Origin of the sequence: Mesorhizobium sp. M0514 (genome assembly GCF_040321145.1) — a bacterium.
Taxonomy (GTDB): Bacteria; Pseudomonadota; Alphaproteobacteria; order Rhizobiales; family Rhizobiaceae; genus Mesorhizobium.
Map to the genome: position 1 here is coordinate 1 of NZ_JAMYQZ010000012.1, position 23,710 is coordinate 23,710.

22 protein-coding genes and 1 tRNA gene are annotated in these 23,710 nt (G+C 63.3%); 8 read left to right on the plus strand and 15 right to left on the minus strand.

Annotated elements, in window-relative coordinates; translation table 11 throughout:
- The 3 genes from NKI61_RS07620 to rsfS form a co-directional block, all read right to left on the minus strand.
- On the minus strand, positions 1-556 hold a 556-nt coding region (locus tag NKI61_RS07620; RefSeq protein ID WP_502899864.1), incomplete at its 3' end, for a murein hydrolase activator EnvC family protein.
- 122 nt (positions 557-678) lie between these two features.
- Positions 679-1,161, minus strand: a complete 483-nt coding sequence (rlmH, locus tag NKI61_RS07625) for a 23S rRNA (pseudouridine(1915)-N(3))-methyltransferase RlmH (protein WP_023684125.1) — start codon at positions 1,159-1,161, stop codon at positions 679-681.
- A gap of 61 nt (positions 1,162-1,222) precedes the next feature.
- Positions 1,223-1,600: a ribosome silencing factor gene (gene rsfS, locus NKI61_RS07630; protein ID WP_023668698.1), complete on the minus strand. Its 378-nt coding sequence runs from the start codon at positions 1,598-1,600 to the stop codon at positions 1,223-1,225.
- 242 nt (positions 1,601-1,842) lie between these two features.
- On the opposite strand from rsfS, the gene NKI61_RS07635 reads away from it, so the two are divergent.
- Positions 1,843-2,709 (plus strand): mechanosensitive ion channel family protein, encoded by an 867-nt coding sequence (locus tag NKI61_RS07635; protein ID WP_352839105.1) that lies wholly within the window; start codon positions 1,843-1,845, stop codon positions 2,707-2,709.
- On the opposite strand, the gene NKI61_RS07640 is transcribed toward NKI61_RS07635, so the two are convergent.
- From NKI61_RS07640 to obgE, 5 genes are all read right to left on the minus strand, one after another.
- A complete protein-coding gene (locus NKI61_RS07640) occupies positions 2,700-3,968 on the minus strand; it encodes an MFS transporter (protein ID WP_502899866.1) in 1,269 nt (422 codons plus the stop codon). The genes NKI61_RS07635 and NKI61_RS07640 overlap by 10 nt on opposite strands.
- Before the next feature lie 85 nt (positions 3,969-4,053).
- Positions 4,054-4,686: a nicotinate-nucleotide adenylyltransferase gene (locus NKI61_RS07645; protein ID WP_023822432.1), complete on the minus strand. Its 633-nt coding sequence runs from the start codon at positions 4,684-4,686 to the stop codon at positions 4,054-4,056.
- A 203-nt stretch (positions 4,687-4,889) separates the two neighbouring features.
- On the minus strand, positions 4,890-6,176 hold the full coding sequence (locus NKI61_RS07650) for a glutamate-5-semialdehyde dehydrogenase (protein WP_023712013.1): 1,287 nt from the start codon (positions 6,174-6,176) through the stop codon (positions 4,890-4,892).
- A 14-nt stretch (positions 6,177-6,190) separates the two neighbouring features.
- Entirely contained in the window at positions 6,191-7,357 is a 1,167-nt protein-coding gene (gene proB / locus NKI61_RS07655) for a glutamate 5-kinase (protein ID WP_352839107.1), read from the minus strand.
- Between the two features lie 2 nt (positions 7,358-7,359).
- Positions 7,360-8,391, minus strand: coding sequence for a GTPase ObgE (gene obgE, locus NKI61_RS07660; protein WP_023668691.1), 1,032 nt, complete (start codon positions 8,389-8,391; stop codon positions 7,360-7,362).
- Positions 8,392-8,558: 167 nt separating this feature from the next.
- On the opposite strand from obgE, the gene NKI61_RS07665 reads away from it, so the two are divergent.
- Positions 8,559-9,422 carry an endonuclease/exonuclease/phosphatase family protein gene (locus NKI61_RS07665; protein WP_023728671.1) on the plus strand — a complete coding sequence of 288 codons (864 nt, stop codon included), beginning with the start codon at positions 8,559-8,561 and terminating at the stop codon, positions 9,420-9,422.
- A 191-nt stretch (positions 9,423-9,613) separates the two neighbouring features.
- Here the strand turns inward: NKI61_RS07665 and NKI61_RS07670 are convergent, their stop codons facing one another.
- From NKI61_RS07670 to NKI61_RS07680, 3 genes are all read right to left on the minus strand, one after another.
- Positions 9,614-10,201: a GNAT family N-acetyltransferase gene (locus NKI61_RS07670; RefSeq protein ID WP_023700237.1), complete on the minus strand. Its 588-nt coding sequence runs from the start codon at positions 10,199-10,201 to the stop codon at positions 9,614-9,616.
- A 132-nt stretch (positions 10,202-10,333) separates the two neighbouring features.
- On the minus strand, positions 10,334-10,603 hold the full coding sequence (rpmA, locus tag NKI61_RS07675) for a 50S ribosomal protein L27 (RefSeq protein ID WP_015315190.1): 270 nt from the start codon (positions 10,601-10,603) through the stop codon (positions 10,334-10,336).
- 99 nt (positions 10,604-10,702) lie between these two features.
- Positions 10,703-11,410 carry a 50S ribosomal protein L21 gene (locus NKI61_RS07680; RefSeq protein WP_023704931.1) on the minus strand — a complete coding sequence of 236 codons (708 nt, stop codon included), beginning with the start codon at positions 11,408-11,410 and terminating at the stop codon, positions 10,703-10,705.
- 367 nt (positions 11,411-11,777) lie between these two features.
- Between NKI61_RS07680 and NKI61_RS07685 the strand changes: the two genes are divergently transcribed.
- Positions 11,778-11,867: transfer RNA gene (locus tag NKI61_RS07685), tRNA-Ser, on the plus strand.
- A gap of 106 nt (positions 11,868-11,973) precedes the next feature.
- Here the strand turns inward: NKI61_RS07685 and NKI61_RS07690 are convergent.
- Positions 11,974-13,953, minus strand: coding sequence for a putative bifunctional diguanylate cyclase/phosphodiesterase (locus NKI61_RS07690; protein ID WP_352839108.1), 1,980 nt, complete (start codon positions 13,951-13,953; stop codon positions 11,974-11,976).
- A 268-nt stretch (positions 13,954-14,221) separates the two neighbouring features.
- On the opposite strand from NKI61_RS07690, the gene NKI61_RS07695 reads away from it, so the two are divergent.
- A complete protein-coding gene (locus NKI61_RS07695; protein WP_352537819.1) occupies positions 14,222-15,268 on the plus strand; it encodes a class I SAM-dependent methyltransferase in 1,047 nt (348 codons plus the stop codon).
- A gap of 278 nt (positions 15,269-15,546) precedes the next feature.
- On the opposite strand, the gene NKI61_RS07700 is transcribed toward NKI61_RS07695, so the two are convergent.
- Positions 15,547-16,440 carry an SDR family oxidoreductase gene (locus NKI61_RS07700; protein ID WP_352654329.1) on the minus strand — a complete coding sequence of 298 codons (894 nt, stop codon included), beginning with the start codon at positions 16,438-16,440 and terminating at the stop codon, positions 15,547-15,549.
- A 127-nt stretch (positions 16,441-16,567) separates the two neighbouring features.
- On the opposite strand from NKI61_RS07700, the gene NKI61_RS07705 reads away from it, so the two are divergent.
- On the plus strand, positions 16,568-17,506 hold the full coding sequence (locus NKI61_RS07705; RefSeq protein ID WP_352654327.1) for an AraC family transcriptional regulator: 939 nt from the start codon (positions 16,568-16,570) through the stop codon (positions 17,504-17,506).
- Positions 17,507-17,851: 345 nt separating this feature from the next.
- On the opposite strand, the gene NKI61_RS07710 is transcribed toward NKI61_RS07705, so the two are convergent.
- A complete protein-coding gene (locus NKI61_RS07710; RefSeq protein ID WP_352839109.1) occupies positions 17,852-18,892 on the minus strand; it encodes an alpha/beta fold hydrolase in 1,041 nt (346 codons plus the stop codon).
- 230 nt (positions 18,893-19,122) lie between these two features.
- Between NKI61_RS07710 and NKI61_RS07715 the strand changes: the two genes are divergently transcribed.
- From NKI61_RS07715 to NKI61_RS07725, 3 genes are all read left to right on the plus strand, one after another.
- Positions 19,123-19,536, plus strand: coding sequence for an organic hydroperoxide resistance protein (locus NKI61_RS07715; protein WP_023715919.1), 414 nt, complete (start codon positions 19,123-19,125; stop codon positions 19,534-19,536).
- A 136-nt stretch (positions 19,537-19,672) separates the two neighbouring features.
- A complete protein-coding gene (locus tag NKI61_RS07720) occupies positions 19,673-20,410 on the plus strand; it encodes a response regulator (RefSeq protein WP_352839110.1) in 738 nt (245 codons plus the stop codon).
- The gene (locus NKI61_RS07725; RefSeq protein WP_502899867.1) at positions 20,407-21,753 is read left to right on the plus strand and encodes an ATP-binding protein; all 1,347 of its coding nucleotides are present in this window, start codon (positions 20,407-20,409) and stop codon (positions 21,751-21,753) included. Before NKI61_RS07720 ends, NKI61_RS07725 begins: the two co-directional genes overlap by 4 nt.
- On the opposite strand, the gene recQ is transcribed toward NKI61_RS07725, so the two are convergent.
- Positions 21,754-23,586: a DNA helicase RecQ gene (gene recQ / locus NKI61_RS07730; protein ID WP_352654392.1), complete on the minus strand. Its 1,833-nt coding sequence runs from the start codon at positions 23,584-23,586 to the stop codon at positions 21,754-21,756.
- Positions 23,587-23,710: the final 124 nt, after the last annotated feature.

Consider the following 23,710-nt stretch of genomic DNA (forward strand, 5'->3'; position numbering starts at 1 on the left):
TCACCCGGGTCTGTTCCCTGAGGTCGGCCAGCAATTTGTCGGTCTGCTGGCGCAGTTCGGGCACCACTGCGCCGAGCAGGATGGCGCTGCGCACCGACGACAGTGCGTCTTCCGGCTTGACCAGGATCGCCGGCGGCGGATTGAGCCCCATGCGCTGCAGCGCCCCCAGCACCTCGGCCAGCACGTCGCGCCGCGCCGCCAGCGAGACACGGATCTTCTGTTCCTCGCCCTTCAGTCCTTCGAGCCTGGCGCCGATATCCTCGATGTCCTGGCCGAGCTTCTGCTCGGTCATCGCCGACTGGATAAGCGCCGCGGTGATCGAGGCATGGTCCTTCTTGACCGAAGCAATGTCGGCGGCGAGCTTGGCCAGCCGTTCGGACGACAGCGTGATCTCGGCCGACACCTTCTCATATTCGGCACGGCTCAGATCGGGGTCGGGCGCCACGTCCAGCGTATTTTCGGCCCGCGCAAGCCCGAGCGACAGCAAAACCACCGCTGCAGCGATGCCGCAGCGCGCGTGCCGAAAGCCCGTTCGTGATTTCCCGTTGTCAGCCATTGAAGCCCGACTCTATGCGTGGCTTCGTTAACGAACCATCAACCATGATCGAACCGAAGCCTAGCACAAAACAGCCGCGCATTGGGGCGGAAATCCGGACGATTGATCCTCGACCCACTGATTTAGGAACGGTGGTAGGGATGTCCCGAAAGAATCGTTGCCGCCCGATAGAGCTGCTCGCCCAGCATGACGCGCACCAGTTGGTGCGGCCAGGTCGCCGCGCCGAACGAGACTATCAGCTCAGCCTGATCGCGAATCGACTGGTCGTGCCCGTCGGCGCCGCCAATGGCGATGACCAACGCCTTGCGTCCGCCATCGCGCAGCTGGCCGATACGGCTGGCGAAATCGTCTGAGGACAGGTTTTTGCCGCGTTCGTCGAGCAGGAACAGCGCCGTGCCCGGCTGCAGCTGTGCCTGCAGCTTCTGGCCTTCCTCGCGGCGGCGCTCATTGGCGTTCTGGGCTCGTCCCTCGGCGATCTCGGCGACACCAGAGAATTCGAACCCGATCGCCGGGCCGCTCTTGGCGAAACGCTCGAAATAGCGGTCGGCGAGTTCTCTCTCGGGGCCGGCCTTCATCCGGCCCACGGCATGAACTGCTATCTTCATCCCTGCCTCGGCGAGCTTTCAATCCATGTCGCACCCGGATGGTTACGACATGAGACGGAGCTCAGTGCAAGGTCTCTTCCTCAAGGTCCGGCGCCTGCCACATCTTTTCAAGATTGTAGAATTCGCGGACTTCTGGGCGGAAGACATGGACGATGATGTCGCCTGAATCGATCAGGACCCAGTCGGCGCCGGACAGCCCCTCGACGCGCGCCGTGCCGAGACCGGCATCCTTGAGCGCCTTGAGCAGGTGGTCGGCGACAGCCGAGACATGACGGTGTGACCGGCCCGACGCGATGACCATATAGTCGCCGAGGCTCGATTTCCGCTGAATGTCGATTGAGACAATATTTTCGGCCTTGGAGTCTTCCAGACTGGCAAGGACTGTCTTGATGGCACGGGACACGGCGTCATCTACGCTGATCCTGGCCGGCGAAGGCATGACGTCAGCCTTCTTCCGCAATGCTGTTCTCAGTGTATTTCCTTTCGCAGCAAGAACAACCAAATCACCCACGAAATCAGGTGACACCCCATAGATAGGCAGAGTTCCCTTGCAGTTTCAAGACGGGAGGCCCTGCCACCGCGAACGCAGTGCACGTCTTCCGGTTCCGGAGCCTTGAGAAAAATCGGAACCCATGGCCGCGGCAGGGGTTATCGACACACCCCCCAAACGGATTTTTCCTGATGCCAATCGACCCCCAGAACACGCTTCTCACCGTGCAGGCTGGCCTTGCGCAACTCAGCACGCTGATCGTTTCCTATTCCTTCTCCGCCATCGGCGCCATCATCCTGCTGGTCGTCGGCTATCTCGTCGCCGGGCTCGCAGAACGATCGATCTCAGCCGGCCTCGGCCATATCCATGGTTTCGACGCGACGCTGCGCCATTTCTTCTCGAAGATCGTGCGCTACGCCATCCTGATCCTCGTCGTCATTATGGTGCTCGGTCAGTTCGGCGTGCAGACGGCTTCGATCATCGCCGCCATCGGCGCCATCGGGCTGGCCATCGGCCTGGCGCTGCAAGGCACGCTGCAGAACATCGCCGCAGGCATCATGCTTCTGGCGCTCAGGCCATTCCGCATCGGCGAATATGTCGAGGTCGGCGCCATTTCCGGCACCGTCGAGGAAATCGGCCTGTTCGCCACCAAGCTCCGCACGACAGACGGCGTCTATGTGCTGGCGCCCAATTCGACGCTGTGGAACCAGCCGGTGCGCAATTATACCCGCAATGGTGTGCGCCGCGGCGATGTCACGCTGACCATCGGCTCCTGGAACGACATCGACCTGGCGCAGAAAACCATGCTCGGCGTCGCCGGCAGCGAGCGCCGCGTCAAGCGAGAGCCGGCCCCGATCGCCTTCGTAGCCACCGTAGGCGATGCCAGCGTCGCCATCACCTTGCGCTACTGGACCACGGCGGCGGATTTCTTCGCCACCCAGATCGATCTCACCAAACGCGTCAAGCAGGCCTTCGACGCGGAAGCCATTTCGGTTCCCGCACCTCCGCCGGAGGCCCGACAGGAAACTGCCGCCACCAGTGAAACCGTTCAGCGCTGATCTTCCGGGGCGTAGGCGAACTCCACCGGCAACGGCGCCTGCGCCGACATCGGCGCGAAACTGCCGGTCGCCGTGGCGGGTACGGCCTGCGTCGTCGCCACTCGCCACAGCACGAACAGGCAGAACACGGTGGCGATCATGATCGCCACATAGATGAAGGCCTGCGTTCCATAGACGGCCGACAGGGCCGTCACGATGCCCGGCACGATGAAGCCCGACAGCGACCACGCAAACAGCAGCGAACTCGACAGCGCCACCATGTCGTCCTTGCCGGCGCGATCGGCGGCGTGTGCGCTGGCCAGCGAATAGATCGATTCCGAAGCGCCGTCCCAGATCACATAGATCACCACCAGCACCGCCAGAGCGCCACCGTCAAAGCCGACAGCCAGAATACCGGCGACGATGGCCAGTGCCGCAGCGCCGGCCAGCACGTAACGGCGATCGGTACGGTCGGAAATCCAGCCGAGCGGTATCTGCAGGATCAGCGTGCCGACGGGCATCGCCGACAAAAGCAGCGCCACATCGGCCTGGCTGTAGCCCTTGGCCGTGGCATGGATCGGTGCGAACCCGGCGATCGCCATCGACAGGCCGCCGACGGCCAGCATGCCGGCCACGCCGACCGGCGAGATCCGCCAGGCGCGACCGAGCGCCACGGAGGCTGCGCGAGGTGGCGGCGGTTGAGCCAACCGCGTCATGCCGACCGGCAGGATCGACACTGCGGTGAAGGCAATGCCGATCAGCGGCGCCTGCGCCGTCGCGATGTCGACCGCTGCCAGCAGGGCATAGCCGACGCCAAGTCCGGCGACATAGGCGACGTAAAACACCGCCATCACCCGGCCGCGAATGGCGTTTGCGACGGCATCGTTGAGCCAGCTCTGGGCGACGATGAACAGGCCGCATATGGCAAAACCGTAAAGCGCGCGCGCGGCGATCCACAGCAGCGGGTAGGTGCCGGCGCCAATGGCAGCATTGGACAGCGCAATCAACGCCGACAGCACCATGAAGGCCCGGGCATGCCCGACGCGGCGCACCAGCGGCCCGGTCAGGATGCAGCCGGCAAGGCCGCCGGCGGAAAGGCCGGTGATGATCAGCCCGGCCCAGGTCGGATCGAAGCGCTCGACGCCAAGCCGGACCGGGATATAGGCGAACATCAACCCATTCCCGACCGCAATCAGCGCCATCGACACGATTACGCTGGCAATGGCGATCACGGGCGCCGGCGGGGCGCCATGATTGTGGTCGATGTCGGTCTGGTTCACTGAATTGGCCATATCCAGCGCAGCATCGCCCAGCGGATCGCGAAAGGCCGCCGTAAAAGCGACATCGGCGATCTGGCCTTACGAGTTACCCCTTGGCTTGCTTGCGAATAGCACTCGATGACAGCGACGAACGCGGGCCGTGAATAAAAGTCCAGGCCGGCGCCTTCATGCGGGCGAGCCGGGGCGCGTCACCCTCGTCGACGCGGGCATAGTCGAAGGTCTTGGCCACGACCGAGGACAGGAAGGACAGCGTCGCGCCCGGGCGGTCGATGACCGCGATGGGGAAGGTCATGACGATCTGGCGCCAGCGCTGCCAACGGTGGAAATCGCGGAGTGAGTCGGCGCCCATGATCCAGACGAAGTCGACGCCGGGATTGCGTGCCTTGACCAGCGCCAGCGTGTCGGCGGTGAAGCGAATATGATACGCCGCCTCGAAGGCGGTGACCTTGATCTTCGGGTTCTTGGCGATCTGCTCCGACTGGAGCAGCCGGTCGCTCAGCGGCGCCAGTTCCCTGGTGCTCTTCAGCGGATTGCCAGGCGTCACTATCCACCACAATTGGTCGAGCGCGAGGCGCCGCAAGGCAATTTCCGCCACCAGCGCATGGCCGGCATGCGGCGGGTTGAACGATCCGCCGAACAGACCGACGGCGAGGCCTTTCTCGGCATGCGGCATACGGAGGTAGTGCGAGGGGATGGCGGGCTGAAGGGACGACAGCATGGTGCTAGGCACCCCCCTCTGCCCCACCGGGCATCTCCCCCGCAAGGGGGGAGATCAGCAGCTTCGGCAAAGGCACTTTTCTTGCAACGTTAGTGATTGGCGAAAGCGGAAGAAAAACCTGATCTCCCCCCTTGCGGGGGAGATGTCCGGCAGGACAGAGGGGGGTGTCTGGGCTCAATGCCTCAAGCCCTGACGCGAATGATTCAAGGCCTCACCTGTCCCGACCCGCGCACGCGGTATTTGAACGAGGTCAGCTGCTCGACACCAACCGGTCCGCGCGCGTGCATCTTGCCGGTGGCGATGCCGATCTCGGCGCCCATGCCGAATTCGCCGCCATCGGCGAACTGCGTCGAGGCATTGTGCAAAAGGATCGCCGAGTCGATCTCGTTGAAGAACCGCTCGACCGCTTTGGTATCCTCGGCGATGATCGCCTCTGTGTGGTGTGAGGAGAACGTCTCGATATGGTCGATGGCGCCGGCAATCCCGTCGACCAGTTTTACCGCGATGACGGCGTCGAGATATTCGGTCACCCAGTCGGCATCGGTCGCCGGCTTGGCGTCGAAGAACAGCTTCATCACTTCCTGATCGGCATGGATCTCGCAGCCGGCGGCGCGTAGCGCGTCGAGGATCGGCACCAGATGTGTGGAGGCCACCGCGCGGTCGACCAGCAAAGTCTCTGCAGCGCCACAGACACCGGTGCGCCGCATCTTGGCGTTGACGGCGATCCTGACCGCCATGTCGAGATCGGCCGAGCGGTCGATGTAGAGATGGCAGATGCCTTCAAGATGGGCAAAGACCGGCACCCGCGCCTCGCTCTGCACGCGCCCGACCAGGCTCTTGCCGCCCCGCGGAATGATGACGTCGAGATTGCCGCCAAGCCCTTTCAGCATCTCGCCGACGGCGGCGCGGTCGGTGGTCGGCACCAGCTGAATGGCGTCTTCCGGCAGGCCGGCGGCCTTCAGCCCCTCGACCAGGCAGGCATGAATGGCGGCGGACGAATTGAGCGAGTCCGAGCCGCCGCGCAGGATCACCGGATTGCCGGCCTTGAGGCAGAGCGCGCCGGCATCCGCCGTCACATTCGGCCGGCTTTCATAAATGACGCCGACAACGCCGAGCGGCGTGCGCACGCGCTCGATCTGCAGGCCGTTGGGGCGATCCCAGGCGGCAATCACATCGCCGACCGGGTCCCTGAGCTCGGCGATTTCACGGATGCCATCCGCCATGGCACGGGTGCGCGCCGGATCGAGCTTCAACCGGTCCATGAAGGAGCCGGACAAGCCCGATTCGTGTCCGTTAGAGACATCGATGGCGTTGGCATCGAGAATCTGCTGCTGGCGCGCGATGATCGCGTCGGCCATGGCGAGAAGTGCGGCATCCTTGGCGGCGGCGGTCGCAATCGCCAACGGTCGGGCGGCCGCGCGGGCGCGGCGGCCGATATCAGCCATCAGCGCGACGGTGTCATCCCCGGATTGTTCATGCAACTTCAGCATGTCTCATCCTCCGCTTACCTCGCCCCCGGCCATACCTGGCCGGCAGCCCGTATCTGGTCACCCGGATCGCTCACCACCAGATCGTCGCGGTGGATCATCGCCGAGCGCGCCTCGTAGCCGAGCACGGTTTCGATCTCCGCTGTCTTCAGGCCTGCGATCCTTACGGCATCGGCGGCATCGTAGGCAACAAGCCCGCGCGCGATCTCGCGCCCTTCCGGCGACAGGATGGCCACCGTGTCACCGCGCGAGAAATTGCCGCTGACCAGCCTGACGCCGGCCGGCAGCAAAGATTTGCCGGACAGCAGCGCACCGATGGCGCCGGCGTCGACGGTGAGCCGCCCGGCCGGTTCGAGCTGGCCGGCGATCCAGGTCTTGTAGCCTTTCACCGGATTGGCGCTCGGCCTGAAGAAGGTGGCGCGCTCGCCACGCTCGATCGCCATCAGTGGCGACAGCCTGGTGCCCGAGGTGATGATCATGGCGGTGCCGGCGGCGGTGGCGATCTTGCCGGCATCGAGCTTGGTGCGCATGCCGCCGCGCGACAGTTCTGATGCGGCCGCCCCGGCCATAGCCTCGATATCGGGCGTGATGCGGTCGACCACCGGAATGAATTTCGCAGCGGGATCGCGCGCCGGCGGCGCCGTATAGAGCCCGTCAATGTCGGAGAGCAGCACCAGCAGGTCGGCGCCCATCATGGTCGCCACGCGTGCCGCCAGCCGGTCATTGTCGCCATAGCGGATTTCGGACGTCGCCACCGTGTCGTTCTCATTGATGACCGGCACCGCCTTCATCTTGAGCAGTGTCGAGATCGTCGCCCGCGCATTCAGATAGCGTCGGCGCTCCTCGGTGTCGCCGAGCGTCAGCAGGATCTGGCCCGATTTCAGCGAGCCCTTGCCCAGCGCATCCGACCACGCGCCGGCCAGCGCGATCTGGCCGACGGCCGCAGCCGCCTGGCTTTCTTCCAGCTTCAATGCCCGTTTGCCGAGACCGAGAATGGTCCGGCCGAGCGCAATGGCGCCGGACGACACGACCAGGATCTCGGCGCCGCCATTGGCCAGCACTGCAATATCCTCGGCAAGCGAAGCCAGCCAGTCGCGCTTCAGGCCGCTGGTGCGGTCGACCAGCAAGGCCGAACCGATCTTGACCGTGATGCGCCGGTATTTTGTCAGCGACTGCGCCGTCATCGCTATCGGTCCCAGCGGGTCTCGACGGGAGCGGCAGCCCTGTCGCGCGCTTCGCCGACAACCGCCATCAGCGCCCGCAGCACCGCTTCGACGCCCTCGCCGGTGGCCGCCGACAGCAGCATCGGCGCGCGGCCGGCAGCGCGTTTGAGCGACGCAACCTTCTTCTTGCGCTCATCGGCGTCAAGGATATCGACCTGGCTCAGCGCCACGATCTCGACCTTCTCGATCAGCCCATTGCCATAGGCATCCAGCTCGGCGCGCACGGTCTTGTAGGCCTTTCCAGGATTTTCCTCCTGCGCCGAGACCAGGTGCAAAAGCACACGCGTGCGCTCGACATGGCCGAGGAACCGGTCGCCGATGCCGACACCCTCATGCGCGCCCTCGATGAGGCCCGGAATGTCGGCGATGACGAATTCGCGCGCATCGATGCGGGCAACGCCGAGACCTGGATGCAGCGTGGTGAAGGGGTAGTCGGCGATCTTTGGCTTGGCTGCGGTGACGGTTGCCAGAAAAGTCGACTTGCCGGCATTTGGCAGCCCGACCAGGCCGGCGTCGGCAATCAGCTTCAGCCGCAGCCAGACATTCATCTCTTCGCCGGGCTGGCCCGGATTGGCGCGGCGAGGCGCCTGGTTGGTCGAGGTCTTGAAATGCTGGTTGCCGAAACCGCCATTGCCGCCCTTGGCCAGCAGGAAGCGCTGGCCGACCACGGTCAGGTCGCAGATCAGCGTCTCATTGTCCTCGGCAAACACCTGGGTTCCGGCCGGCACCTTGAGCGTCACATCGGCGCCCTTGGCGCCGGTCATGTTGCGGCCCATGCCGTGGACACCGGTCTTGGCCTTGAAGTGCTGCTGGTAGCGATAGTCGATCAGCGTGTTCAGCCCATTGACCGCTTCCAGCCAGACATCGCCGCCGCGGCCGCCGTCGCCGCCATCCGGGCCGCCGAACTCGATGAATTTTTCGCGCCGGAACGACACAGAGCCGGCGCCACCGTCGCCGGAGCGGATATAAACCTTGGCTTGATCGAGAAATTTCATTGGACTACGCAGTTTCTGTTGGCCTTGCGGCTTTGCTTTAGATCTTGCGCCTTGCTCTAAACCAAGGCGCGGCCAAGGGCGAGGCCGTTTTGCGACTAAAGCGCCGGATGCCCTTTTGCCGGGGACGCGGTAGCAGTGTTCGCGGACGGAGCTTGAGGGGCGCGGGAATGAAGGTTGTAAGCTACAACATCCAGTACGGTATCGGTCTGGATGGCCGCTACGATCTCGGCCGCATCACCGCGGCGGTTCGCGGCGCCGACGTGATCGCGCTGCAGGAAGTGACCCGCAACAATCCGAGGAACGGCAACCGCGACATGGTCGCCGAGATCGGCGAGGCGCTGCCCGAATATTTTGCCGCCTACGGTAGCAATTTCGAGGTCAATGTCGGCTCGCGCCTGGAGGCCGGCCGCGCCATCACCACCACTTTCCAGCTCGGCAACATGGTGCTGTCGAAGACGCCGATCCATCTGTCGCGCAATCTGCTTTTGCCGCGCAGCCGCAGCCTTGAGGCGATGAACTTCCAGCGCGGCGCGCTCGAGGCGCTGGTCGAGACCCCGCTCGGCTTCATCCGCTTCTATTCCACGCATCTCGACCATCGCAGTCCGGTTGAACGCGCCAGCCAGATCCGTTTCCTGCGCCAGCGCCTGTTGAACTATGCCTTCGAGGGCGGCGGCCTCTCCGGCATTCCCGAGATCGGCCTGCCGGACCTGCCCTATCCCGAAGCCTTCATAGTCATGGGCGACTTCAACATGCTGCCCGGCTCGCCCGAATATGTCGAACTCGTCGGCCGCCCGGACCATGAATTCGGCATGCCGCTGACCGCCGATCTCGCCGTCGACGTCGCCCAGCGCCTGAACACACCAGACGTCGTCACCTGGGTCGATCCCACGCGACCCGAAGACACAAGCCGCCACAAACGCATCGACTACATCTTCACCTCGGCCTCGCTCGCCGGATCGCTGAAGCGCCTGTGGGTCGACCGTGAAGCGGTCGGCTCGGACCATCTCCCGATTTGGGTCGAGATGGGCTGAGTTGAGTCCGATCCACAACCAACGTTGCCAAACCTGTCGTTTGGAGGCACGCGCTAGGTGTGTTGAGATTCAGGTCAGGCCGAGCCGAAAACACTGGTTTTCGAGAACCGGAGCGGAGCGTACTTAAGTACGTGCACCGGAAGCGCATAAACCCGCGTTTGCAGGCCGGCCTCACCTGAATATCAAAACACCTAGAAATGCACCCAGTTTCGAAGACTGATCCAGGTCTTTCTGTCCAGCCGGTACCGCTCGACCGGCACCTGGCCGGCGACGATCGAGTTCAGCATGCCCTGGCCGGCATACTGGAAGCCGCATTTGTGGATGACGCGGCGCGAGGCCGGATTGATCACCCGCGTCGAAGCCTGCAGCACCTGGATCGAGGTCCGTTGGAAGGCGAGGTCGACCAACGCGTGCGCGGCCTCCGTCGCATAGCCGCGCTTCCAGTAGGGCTCGCCGATCCAGTAGCCGAGCTCCAGCCCGCGGTCGGTCATGTTGAGGCCGGCGCAGCCGACGAAAATGTCGGTACTGGCCAGCGTCAGCGCATAGGCGATGCCGGCCCGGCGCGATCTCGTCATAGCCAGGAAGGCGCGTGCCTCGGCCTCGCCATAGGGGTGCGGCATGCGGGCCAGCATCTCGGCGACGTGACGGTTGTCGGCAAGCTCGACCAGTTGCGCGATGTCGGCTTCGCACGGGGCGCGCATCACCAGCCGCTCCGTGGCCAGCACCGGGCAATCTATCGCGTAACTTTCGTCTTCGGTGTCTTCCGCTTCGGCAACCATTCGACGTCCTCCAGGCAAGAAAAAAGGGGAGATGGAAAACCCATCTCCCCTGATCCTTTTCCTGGCTCCATTCAATGGTTTGGCCAGACACCGGTTCCCGAGATGGGCGCCGGTTTTATAGTGCGGAACCGGCTACTCCGCGGCTTTGGTAATCGGGTTGACCGATACGTAGGTTCGGCCGTTGGCTTTTTTGTTGAAGGTGACTGCGCCGGTCTCGAGCGCAAAAAGGGTGTGGTCCGTGCCCATGCCGACATTGACGCCGGGATGCCAGGTGGTGCCGCGTTGACGGATGATGATGTTGCCCGGGATGACGGCTTCGCCGCCGAACTTCTTCACGCCCAGACGCTTGGAATGCGAGTCGCGACCGTTGCGCGACGAGCCGCCAGCTTTCTTGTGTGCCATCTAACTAACTCCGATGCGCCCTGGGGCGCTTGAATGGTCTTATGAACGCGTTCGCGTTCCGTTTCAAGTCCGATCCGGCGACCTTGTCGCCGGTTCGTTTTACTTCTTCGCCAGTTCCTTGGCCTGCTCGCGCCAGTCGTTGATCTGGTCGGTGCTGAAGGGCATGTGCGCGTCGATCTTGGCCACGTCCTTGTCCGACAGCTTGGCAAGCTGGGCGAAGGTGGTGATGCCCTGCTCGTGCAGCTGGCCGGCGGCAACCGGGCCGATGCCCTTGATCACGGCCAAATCGTCCGGCTCGCCCTTCGGCGCCTTGAACAGCGGCGCGGCGACGGCGGTCTCCGTCTTGGCTTCATCCTTCGGAGCAGCCTCGGCTTTGGCTTCGTTCTTCGCCTTGGCTTCCTTCGGCGCGGCCTCGGCCTTCGCCTCGGGCGCTACGTCAGCCTTGACTTCCTTGGCTTCCACCTTGGCTGAGGCCTTCTTGGAAGGCTTGGCGCCACCCAGCAGGATCTCGGCGATCCGCACGGTGGTCAGAAGCTGGCGGTGGCCGATCTTGCGGCGCGAATTCTGCCGGCGGCGCTTCTTGAAAGCGATGACGGTGCGGTTCTTGCCCTGCTCGACGACTTCCGCCGTGACCAGAGCGCCATCGACGAACGGGGCGCCGAAGGTGACATTTTCGCCTTCGCCATGGGCGAGGACGCTGCCGATTTCGACGATATCGCCGACATTGGCTTCGAGCTTCTCGATCTTCAGGAGATCGTTGGCGGCAACGCGATACTGCTTACCGCCCGTTTTAATGACTGCGAACATTTTTTGCCTTTCGCTGTTCGGTCGGCCTCGATGAGCCGCGTCACGCGGTTCGGCCGTCTTTTTGTCAGTCTGCGGGTTCGAAAAACAAGCGGCGTGGAAGAACCCTCCACGCCGATTGCGCGCTTCCCCTAACCGAAGGTTCGGTACGAGTCAAGGCAAACGGGCGGAATCCTTGGCCATGCGGCCTCCTTGCCGCGCCCGATCCCTCCGGTCGAGACCGGTTGGCCTATCTGCCGACGTGGCCGCGGCGCAGCCCTCCCGGCAAAGCCCGCACAGGAAGCTGAATTTCCCCGTGGATTTGGCCTTGTAACCTGCCCGCCCAGCCGTTATCTAGTGCGCCGCGCCGGCAACGGCCGACCATGACCGCGGAGAGGTGGCAGAGTGGTCGAATGCACCGCACTCGAAATGCGGCATGGGTGCAAGCCCATCGGGGGTTCGAATCCCTCCCTCTCCGCCACCCGGAACCGCATCTGGGCGTAGGAGTGTCGCCCGAAGCTACGAAGTAGCGTAGGGGACCGGAACGAAGCAGGATGCCCTCCGAAGCTTCAGCGTAGAGGCTGCCGCTAGGCAACAAGGCCTTGCCTCATTTGGTTTACCTCTTCGATCGGGACTGGATGCCCGGTGAGGAAGCCCTGCATCAAATTTACCCCCAGGCGCTGCAGCAATATGTACTGCTCCTCCGTTTCGACGCCCTCGGCGAGCACGACATGGCCAAGATTGCGAAGCAGTCCGACCATGTCCCGCAAAAGGCTCAAGCCACGAGACGTCTGGCAGTCGTGGAGGAAGCTGCGATCGATCTTGACCACGTCGAACTTGAAACGGCGCAGCCATGTCAGGCCGGCAAATCCCGTTCCGAAGTCGTCCAGCCAGATCTGAACGCCCAGTTTTCGCAACCGCTCCACGTTTCTGACCGCTTGCGCCTCCAGAAAGATGTCACTGCCTTCGGTGATTTCGATGGCCAGTTTCTGTGGCGCAAGGCCGTGCCTGCCAAGGATTTCGGTGATCCGGAGTGAAAAGTTGGGAGCTTTGAGCTGAAGAACGGATACGTTCACCGTCACGACCGAGCCCAATCCGTATTCCGCCATGTCACCGCAGGCTCGATCGATCAGCCACGTACCCAGTTCCACGATCGCTCCGGTCTGCTCGGCAACGGGTATGAATACGGACGGACTGATCATGGTGCCGTCGAAGTCGCATAGCCGCATCAGACTCTCGTGCCCCAGCACGCGTCCGGACGCCAGATCGCGAATTGGCTGGTAGGCGACAGAAACGAGCTGGTTGGAAATTGCCAGCTTCAGCAGTTCTGAAAGATTTTCGCCGGAGCGATCCTGGCTGGTGGCGTGCGGGTCGTAAATCGTGAACGTAGCCCGACCGGCAAACTTGGACGCGTAGAGTGCGCGGTCAGCTTCCTGCAGCAGGATTCTAAGCTCTATGCTCTGATCGGCGCGCGTCAACGACGCCCCGGCACTGATCGTGACGATGTTGAGCTTGTCGCCCCGATCAGGGTGGTAAATATCCAAATCCTCTACAGCGCGACAGAATTTCTTCGTTATCTCATGAAGGTGAGCCCGCCCGGTGACCTTGCAGAGAATGACGAATTCTTCTCCGCCATAGCGGGCCGCGATGGCGTTGTTGGCAGCCGCCATCTCGGAAAGGACATGGGCGAGTTTGATCAGGCAATCGTCGCCGGCCTGATGACCAAGTCCGTCATTGAACCTTTTGAAGTAGTCGACGTCGATCAGAATGAGGCCTATCTCGTCGTCGTCCGCGGCCCAGTCTTCGCGCAGCTCCGAGAATTCTCGAATGATCGCCCTGCGGTTTTTCATTCCCGTGAGCGGATCGGTGTCGGCGATTTCGGTTAGCTTCTGCCCCTTCTTGATAGCAGCCTGCTCCTGGAACTGTGCCCGAAGCGCGTGCAGGAAGGTCTGGTAACGCTCCAGGCTCAGCCGCCACGAAAGATAAAGCGACAAGACGAGGCAGTTCACGAAATAGGCCGACAACACGACCCGACCGGCGATGTCGGCCTGAAGGGAGAACATCGCGGCGTACACAAAGCTTGCGGCGACCGTCGCGGAGGCAAGGGCTGAAAGCCAAAAACGGAAGTTGAAGAACAGATTCGCACCCAGGATGAACACGGTGCCAAAAACCATGAAATGGGAGAGGGCATCCTGATGCTCTGTACCAACAGCGGAGACGAGCCACCCAAGCGCACCGGATACAATCGCCAGCGCTGCTACAAGGTGCAAGGTGGCAAGGGCAAAGCCCCGTCGGGCGACAAATTCGACAAGTGCCAGGGAAGTGATCCCTAGGGTAACGCGGGTCAAAACAAGCCGGCCGGCGATATCCGGAAAAAGAAACCAATCGAAGAGGCCATAGGCCACATAGCTGAATACAGCAGCCGCAATACCCCATCGCACAAGACTCCGATTCTCATCGGCATCCTTCTGCAGGAACAGTGCCAGCAGTTCCGGATCGGCGGAATGCCACCGCGGACGTCCAATCGCTGCCGCCACCTTGTGGGCAACGTCCTCGCTCAGTTGCATCGCAACGCTCCTCCGCGATCTGCAGTAGCGAATGCAACAGCCGACGTCGCCTGCGGTCGGGGAATGAAGACGCCCCTGTCCGCAGGAAAAGTCAGATGTCGCTAACCGAGGGTAAACGGGTGGTTCGGATTTAGCCAGTTTTGCAGAATTGATGGCCGCTCCATCGACTAAAATTTTATTAAAATTTTATTAAAATTGTTAGCATCGGTCAGCGACGCACCTATGCTGCTGGCCGGGGACCGGGGCGGTAAACCGGAGAGTAAACGGCATGCCTATCAAGCCAAAACTGCAGCTCGACCAATACAGCCTGGTCACCACTAGGCTGATGAAGAAACATGTTGCGACCTCCGAAGAGGCGGCTGACTCCGACGAGTTGAGGGACAGCACGGCCCAGCTCGCCCTGATACTGGACCTTGCTCATCAAGCCTTTGCGCGAAACAAACCGGCCGCCCCCGTCGTCCATCGTTTGGCGGGGCGACTCCACAAGCTCCGCCGGCAGGTTGCTACCGCGGTTTGGCAGAAACTCGTTCCTTTGGCTCAGCAGCATCGGGTCGCGGAATATTTGCTCCAGGACCCGTTCACGCGGTGGTCGGTCGAAAAACCGCGCGGGTATTCGGGCGATGCAGGCCTGCTGGATATTTACTACAAGCATCCGATCGCCGACGAGATCGTGGCCTCGTCGACCTTACTTGGTCGGCAAATCTATGCGTACACCAGTGAAGCTGCCAGTTCGGTGGCGGGGCGCGAGCGGCGGGATATTCTGGCCAGGACCGTGGACGAGACGGCCAGCAGTGTGGAAAAGGCTGAGGTGCTGGCGATTGCCTGCGGCCACCTCAGGGAAGCCGAACGCTCCGACGCGTTGGCCAGGCATAAACTGCAGCGTTGGATCGGCCTGGATCAGGACCCCGTCAGCGTAGCCACGGTGAACCACGACTTTGCCGGCACGGCAGTCGAGGCAGTCCAGGGTTCCGTACGCGGCATCCTGCGCCGCGCCTACGCCCTTGGCACATTCGATCTCGTCTACGCATCGGGGCTTTACGATTACCTGCCGCGTGCCATCGGCGTCCGCCTGCTTCAAAGAGCCATGGAACTCGTCAAGCCCGGTGGCGAATTCCTGTTTGCCAATTTCAGCGACGAGATAACGACGGATGGTTACATGGAGACTTTCATGGATTGGCCGCTCATCCTACGTTCGGCCGACGATATGTGGGACATCATCAATGCCGCCCTCGGCGGGAGTCCTTTCGACGCGAAAGTCTACTATGGCTCGAACCGGAATATCGTTTACGGCAAGGTGAGGAAGGGCGATTTCTAACTAGGCGCGGGAATCGCGCGCGCATCCCCGTAACAAGGTAGGTCTGCCATGACGAGGCCATGCCTTCGCCGGCTTTCCGGCGACGGGCGAGCAGGTCGTCCCGGCGGCGGGCGGCCTCTACGCCGTGTTCGTTGTGCTTGCCGCCATACACATGTGGCGGCGGTTCCAGCAGCACGACGGTGCTGCCCGCTCGGCGGGCTGCGTCTGGCCGTGTTGCTGGCACTGCCGCTGATCGCCAGGCTGTCGGTCGTGCAATGCAACGCGACTGGCCGGCCTGATCAGGCCTCGAAATAGCGGGCACGATCGAGATCGGCGATGAGCCCCGGCCCGGTCGGCTGCCATCCCAGCGCAGTGCGGGTCTGCTCACTTGACGCCGACAAGTCCCTGCCGATGAAATGCCCGAGAAAGCCGAAATGCGCAGCCGCGTCCTCAGGGCCTATGGAAACGACCGGCAGGCCGAGCCGGCGGCCGATGATCTCGGCGATCTCTTTGCTCGCCACGCCCTGTTCGGCAACCGCATGATAGCTGACGCCGCCCGCCCCCTTCTCCAGCGCCAGCCTGTACAGGGTGGCGGCGTCGAACCGGTGCACCGCCGCCCAGCGATTTGCGCCGTCGCCGACATAGGCCGAGACGCCCTTTTCACGCGCAATGGCAATCAGCATCGGCACGAAACCGTGATCGCCCTCGCCATGGACGGTCGGCGCCAGCCGCACCGTCGATGCGCGCACCCCGCGCGCTGCGAGCGCCACGGCCGTTGCTTCCGAAGCGCGCGGCATGGAGAGCGATGGAGGCGCAGGTTTGTCGTCTTCGGTTGCCGGCCTTCCCTGAGCAAAACCGGCGAGTCCGGAGGTGACAAGCAGCGGCCGCTCGGAACCCTCGAGCGCCGCGCCGAGCGTTTCGATGGCGCGCTGGTCAACTGCGCAACTGGCGGCGAATCTCGAAAAGTCGTGGTTGAAGGCCGTGTGGATGACGCCATCCGATTGGGCAGCGCCGCTGCGCAGGCTCTCGAAATCCTCGATATCGCCGCGATGCGCCTCGGCGCCCGCGGCCACGATCGACTCCGCACCTGCTTCCGACCGCGCGAGGCCAAGCACCTGATGGCCCGCCCCGAGCAATTCCCGCACAACAGCCGAACCGACAAAACCGGTAGCCCCGGTAACGAACACACGCATGATCATTTCTCCTTGGTTTTCGGCGAAGGCCGTACAGGCAGCCCGTTGCCGAAGGAGATAGAAGGTTGCGATCATACGATCTATACTGTAAAATCCGAGATATCTTCGCAATCGTCCGAGAACGCTCATGGATCCGCTGTCAGACGTGCTGTCGCTACTGAAGCCGCGCAATTACCTGTCGGCTGGGCTGGAAACCGGTGGCGACTGGGCGATCCAGTTTCCTGACCAGCAGGCCGCCATCAAATGCGGCGCCGTGGTGTCCGGCCGATGCTGGCTGTCGGTCGAGGGCGTCCCTGACGCGGTGCGGCTGGACGTGGGCGACTGTTTCCTGTTGCCGCGCGGCCGCCCTTTCCGGCTTGCCAGCGATCTCGGCCTGACGACGGTCGATGCCCGAACGATCTTTTCACCGGCACGCACCGGCGGCATCACTGTCCATAATGGCGGCGGCGATTTCCTCCTCGTCAGCAGTCGCTTCACGCTGTCCGGCGACCATGCCGGCATCCTGTTGCGGATGCTGCCGCCCATCGTCCACATCCGCGCCGAGAGCGACCATTCGGCGCTGCGCTGGCCGGTGGAGCGGATGATGCAGGAATTGCGCCAGCGGCGTCCCGGCGGCTTTCTCATCGTCGAGCACCTCGCCCACATGATCCTGATCGAGGCCTTGCGCCTGCATATGACGGCGCAAGGCAATGTCGGCTGGCTGTTCGCGCTGACCGACAGGCAGATCGGCGCGGCGATCGGCGCCATGCACGAGGACCCGGCGCATGGCTGGACATTGCAGCAACTGGCGGGGCGCGCCGGCATGTCGCGATCGACTTTTGCGCTCAGATTCAAGCAGACGGTCGGGGCCTCACCCCTGGATTATCTGACGCGCTGGCGCATGATGCTGGCCGGCGACAGGCTGATGCATTCCGGCGATCCGGTTTCCGTCATCGCGCTGGCGCTCGGCTACGAATCCGAAAGCGCATTCAGCACGGCATTCAAGCGCGTCATGGGCTGTTCGCCGCGCCAATACAGCCGCCGGGAGCCGGACCTGACTGCGCAGGCCGAACGCGATGCCGCCTGAGGCGGCGATCCGATCGCCTTGATTACCTTGCCCTTAGAGGCTGTAGCGCGAACGAAACTCGGTGAACGACATCGCCAGATGGTTCTCGTCCATGCCCTGCTCCCATAGCCAGACGGGCGCCGAAAATTCGGCGCGCCCCGTTCGTTTCATGCAAGCTGTAAACGTCGCCCGAAGCTCAGCGAACGCAATACGAATGGCGGTCTATTGCCTTCGCTGAATTCGGGCATATTAGCTGTATCTACGGCCGCCTCTGTGAAACCCTTCACCAGAACTGTCTAGGAGGCGCTTCGTGTCTTCCCACAAACGGAGGGCCACTGGCCGCCCGTTTCGTTTCCAGCGACAGGATCAATAGCTGTCGACGTCGATGACGGCCTGGGCGAAAGCCTGCGGCGCTTCCTGCGGCAGATTGTGGCCGATGCCGCCCGCGATCGTCCGATGCTCATATTTGCCCGAGAACTTGTTGCGATAGGCCTTTGGGTTAAGGTGCGGCGCGCCATTGGCGTCGCCCTCCAGCGTGATTGTCGGCACGCCAATGATGGGGCCAGCGGCAAGCCGGTTTTCGAGCTCATTATATTGCGGATCGCCCGCCGCCAGCCCGCCGCGCCAGCGGTAATTGTGAATGACGATGGCGACATGGTCAGGATTGTCGAAGGCCGCGGCGCTGCGGTCGAAAGTGGTGTCGTCAAAATTCCATTTCGGTGACGCCGTCTGCCAGATCAGCTTGGCGAAATCATGCCGGTATTTGTCGTAGCCGGCCGCGCCGCGCTCGGTGGCGAAATAGAACTGGTACCACCAGTCATGCTCGGCGCTCGGCGGCAGCGGCACCTTGCCGGTCTTGATGTTGCTGACGAGATGGCCGCTCACCGAGACCAGCGCCTTTGCACGCTCCGGCCACAGCGCCGCAATGATGCAGGCGCAACGCGCGCCCCAGTCGAAACCGGCAAGGATAGCCTTGGGGATACCGAGCACATCCATCAGGGCTACAATGTCCTGGGCGACCACCGATTGCTGGCCGTTTCGCATCGTTTCAGCTGACAGGAAGCGCGTCGTGCCATAGCCGCGAAGATAGGGCACGATCACCCGGTAGCCCGCCGACGCCAGCAGCGGCGCGACTTCGACAAAGGCGTAGATATCATAGGGCCAGCCATGCAGGAGAATGACCGGCGACCCATCGGCCGGACCAGCCTCGGCATAGCCGATATCGAGGACGCCGGCCTTGATCTGCTTCAGCGCGGCGAAGGTCGTATTCGCCCCCGGCGTGGGCAGGGTCGCCGCCTTTGCCGTACTGGCCAGTGCGCCGGCCGAGCCGGCCAGGCCGGCGGCGGCGAGGGTTAGGGCCGCCGTACCGAAGAAGCGGCGGCGGTCGTGGTTGATTTCGTCGGTCATGGTTTCTCCTACTGATTTGATACCGGCTGGAAAGGATGGCCCCGGTGTATCTCGCATGTGTTCCCATGCGCCGAAATTGAAAGCTGAAGTAGCAATCCGGCACCCGGACACTGAGATACATTTCCAGCCGATCAGCACACATTCGGGATACGTCGTGCGCCTCTTATGCGGATATCGCGGGCCTCCTGGCCTTCGACGCAACGCTATCCTCCCTCAAGGAAATGATCCCCATGACCACGATCGAAAAAGTTCTCTACACCGGCAAGACCCACACCACGGGCGGCCGCGACGGTGCATCCCGCAGCTCGGACGGCCACCTCGACATCAAGCTTTCACCGCCCGGTACCGGCGCCGGCACCAATCCGGAGCAGCTGTTTGCCGCCGGCTGGTCGGCCTGCTTCATCGGCGCCATGGGCCTGGCGGCACGCAAGATGAATGTCGCCTTGCCGTCCGATGTCGCCGTCGATGCCGAAGTCGACCTCGCGACATCGGAGGGTGGCTATCTGCTCCAGGCTCGTCTCAATGTCAGCCTTCCCGGTGTGGATCGGGAGACTGCCCGCGCTGTGGTGGAAGGGGCGCATCAGACTTGCCCCTACTCCAAGGCCACGCGTGGTAATATCGGCGTCACCATCGAGCTGGTCTAGCCAACTGGCAAAAACAACGGCATCGCAGCCGGCAGCTTATCGCGTCTCGCGGATACACTGCCGGCGGCGCTTGATGCACTTTCCCCAGGGAAAATGTACAGGTGACATCAGGCGAAGAAGACAGGAAGCATCCACGATGGATCATGTCGATCACATCCTGATCGTCGATGACGATCGCGAAATCCGCGAGCTGGTCTCGGGCTACCTCAAGAAGAACGGCCTGCGCGCCACCGCCGTGCCGGACGGCCGGCAGATGCGCGCCTTCCTCGATACTGATTCCGTCGACCTCATCATCCTCGATGTGATGATGCCCGGCGATGACGGCCTCGTTCTGTGCCGGCAATTGCGCGCCGGCAAGCACAAGGCAACGCCTATCCTGATGCTGACCGCCCGCAACGACGAAACAGACCGGATCATCGGCCTGGAGCTGGGCGCGGATGACTATCTGGTGAAACCTTTCGCCGCGCGCGAGCTTCTGGCCCGCATCAACGCGGTGCTGCGGCGAACCCGCATGCTGCCGCCAAATCTCCAGGTGACGGAGACCGGGCGTCTGCTGAAATTCGGTGCGTGGCGTCTCGACACGGTGGCACGTCACCTTCTCGACGAGGATGGCACCGCGATCGCACTCAGCGGCGCCGAATACCGGCTGCTCTGCGTCTTCGTCGACCATCCGCAGCGTGTCCTGAACCGCGACCAGCTGCTCAACCTGACGCAGGGGCGCGAAGCGGAGATCTTCGACCGCTCCATCGACCTGCTGGTCAGCCGCCTGCGCCAGCGCCTGCGCGACGATGCGCGCGAACCGGCCTACATCAAGACGGTTCGCAGCGAAGGCTATGTGCTGTCGATGCCTGTCGAAATCAGCGAGCCGGGTTGAGCCAGATGGCGACATTGCAGCGCTTCCGGCCCTGGCCGCGCACATTGCGCTCCCGGCTGTTCCTGATCCTGCTCGCCGGCCTGATCGTGGCGCAGGGTCTTTCCTTTGTGCTCCTGATCGCAGAGCGCTTCGCCTCGGCCCAGACGATCATGACCGATACGCTGGACAGGGATGTGAAGGCTGCGATCGCCATCCTCGACCGCGTTCCCGCGGCGGAACGGGCGCAATGGCTGCCGCTGCTCGACCGGAACACCTATCGCTATGTGTTGGGACCGGGAGTGCCGGGCGTGCCCGAGCTGACCGGCAGAGGCCCGTTGATAGGCGCGACCATAAGCGCTGCAGCCGGCCCGCGTTTCCTAGTGAGGGTCGAGGCCATTCCCGCTGACGGAAACCGTCTTCAGGCGCATTTGACGCTAAGCGATGGCGCACCGCTGACCATCGATGTCCACCCCTCGCTGATGCCGCTGGCGCGATGGCTGCCCTATGTGCTGGTGGCGCAGCTGCTTTTGCTCGTGCTGTGCAGCTGGTTCGCCGTCCGTCTGGTCATCCGTCCGCTGGTCGATCTGGCCAACGCCGCCGACACACTCGATCCGGGTAAGCCCACGCCGCGCTTGAGCGAATCAGGGCCTCTGGAAGTCGCGCATGCGGCGACCGCCTTCAATTCGATGCGCGAGCGCATTGCCGAGCACCTCGAAGAGCGCATGCAGATCCTTGCCGCGATCTCCCATGATCTGCAGACGCCGATCACGCGCATGAAGCTGCGCGCCGAACTGTCGGACGAGACGCCGGGGAAAGAGAAGCTGATGCACGATCTGGCCGAGATCGAGAACCTCGTGCATGAGGGCGTGGCCTATGCCCGCAGTGCCCGCGGCAGCCTCGAAAAGCCGTCGCGGATCGACCTCGGCTCCTTCGTCGAAAGCCTGGTGTACGACTACCAGGACACCGGCAAGGCCGTGTCGGCCGGTGCGGAAATCGATGCCGCGGTGGTGACGCGCCCGCAAGCGCTGCGGCGCATCCTCACCAACCTCGTCGACAATGCGCTGAAGTTTGCCGGCAAGGCGGAAGTCCTGGTGGCAAAAGGGCTTGGAGACCACGTCGTCATAAGTGTGCTCGATCGCGGCCCCGGCATTCCGCAAGACCAGCTCGAAGCGGTCCTGCAACCGTTCTTCCGCCTCGAGCAATCGCGAAACCGGGGCAGCGGAGGCGCCGGATTAGGCCTGGCAATCGCCTATCAATTGTCGCTTGCTATCGAAGGCAGGCTGGAGCTGAAAAACCGAAGCGGCGGCGGATTGATCGCCGAAATCCATTTGCCAGATCGGATGCAGGCGAGCCGCAACGCGTAGTCACCCGCCAGCTTGATGTTCGGCAATGGCGCTCAGAAAAACCTTGCCGAACTCCTTGAGCTTGGCCGCACCTACGCCGTTGACCCCGGCGAAATCGTCGAGGTCTTGCGGACGACGCTCGGCCATGTCGATCAGTGTACGATCCGAAAACACCACATAGGCTGGCACTTGGCGTTCCTTGGCCAGCCGCAGCCGCACCGTCTTGAGCGCCGCGAGCAGCGACGCATCGACATTTTCGCTCTGGGGGCTCTGCCCGGCACGAGCCGCGCGGCGCGCGGCGCGCGTGCGCATCTCGACCCGATACTGGAACGGCACCTCGCCCCGGCCGAGTGCGTGGCCCTTGTCCGCGATGGCCAACCCGCCATGGCCGGCCGGGTCCGGCATCAGGAAACCGTTCGCGACCAGCTGGCGAATCATAGATTGCCAAAAATCCTTCTTGTGCGGGGCGCCATTGCCGAAGGCTGCCAGCCTGTGATGCCCCCTTGCCGCGATCTTTTCAGTCTCGTGGCCGATCAGGATGTCGATGACATGGCCGGCGCCGAAGCGCTCGCCGCTCTGCGCCACCGCCGCCAGGATGAGGCGCGCCTCGGCGGTGCCGTCGGCGCGCGGCGCCTGTTCCAGGCAATTGTCGCAATTGCCGCAAGGGACCGCCTCTTCACCGAAATAACCGAGCAGCACCTGGCGGCGGCACTCGGCCGTCTCGCAATAGCCGATCAGCGTCTCGAGCCGGCCATGCGAACGGCGCTTGTGCTCGACAGCGGCGTCCTCGTCGTCGATGAACATGCGGCGCATGCGGATGTCGCCGAGCCCGTAAAGCATATGCGCCTCCGCCGCCCGCCCGTCACGACCGGCGCGGCCGATTTCCTGGTAATAGGCTTCGAGGCTGCCCGGCAGGTCGGTGTGGAAGACATAGGCGACGTCGGGTTTGTCGATGCCCATGCCGAAGGCGATGGTCGCCACCATGACGACGCCCGACAGCGTCATGAAGGCGTTTTGATTCGCATCGCGCGCCTCCTTGCTCATCCCGGCGTGATAGGCGAGCGCGGTCACGCCGTTCTTTTCGAGAAACGCCGCCATCTCTTCGGTCTTCTTGCGCGACAGGCAATAGACGATGCCGCTGCGCCCCTGATGGCGCCCGATGAAATTGAACAACTGCCGCTTGCTGTCCTGCTTGGGCTCGATGGCAAGCTTGATGTTGGGCCGGTCGAAGCCAAGCACCTGCGTTTCGACACGCCCGCCAAACAGCCGTCTCTCGATGTCTGCCCGCGTCGTCTCGTCCGCCGTCGCCGTCACCGCAATGATCGGTACGTCGGGAAAGATGCCACGCAGCTGCGACAGGTCTTCATATTCGCGCCGGAACGCCGGCCCCCACTGCGAAATGCAATGCGCCTCGTCGATGGCGATCAGGCTGACATCGAGCCTGGCAAGCGCATCCAGCATCCGCTCGGTCATCAGCCGTTCCGGCGCGAGGTAGAGCAGCCGCGTCTGCCCGGACGCAACGCGGCGCCATGCCGCGACATTGGCGTCACGGTCGATCGAGGAGTTGATCGTATCGGCGGCGACGCCGGCAAGGCGCAGTGCGGCAACCTGGTCCTGCATCAGCGCCACCAGCGGTGAAACGACGATGGTCAGCCCGCCCTTGACCAGCGCCGGGACCTGATAGCAGAGCGACTTGCCGGCACCCGTCGGCATGACGGCCAGCACATGACGGCCGGCAAGCAGCGCCTCCATCACCGCGGCCTGTCCGGGACGGAAATCGTCGAAGCCGAACACGTCCTTGAGGACGCGCCGTTTGGGATCGTGCGTCGGCACGCTCGTCGTCGATATCTGCATCACTGATGTTTCGATCGGCCGCCCGAAGCAGCGGCGGGACAGAACGATTAGCGCAGCCCCTGCGTGACCACAACAAGCAGCAGCAACACCCCACCGGCGATCGACCTGGTTGGCATCGTTAAAC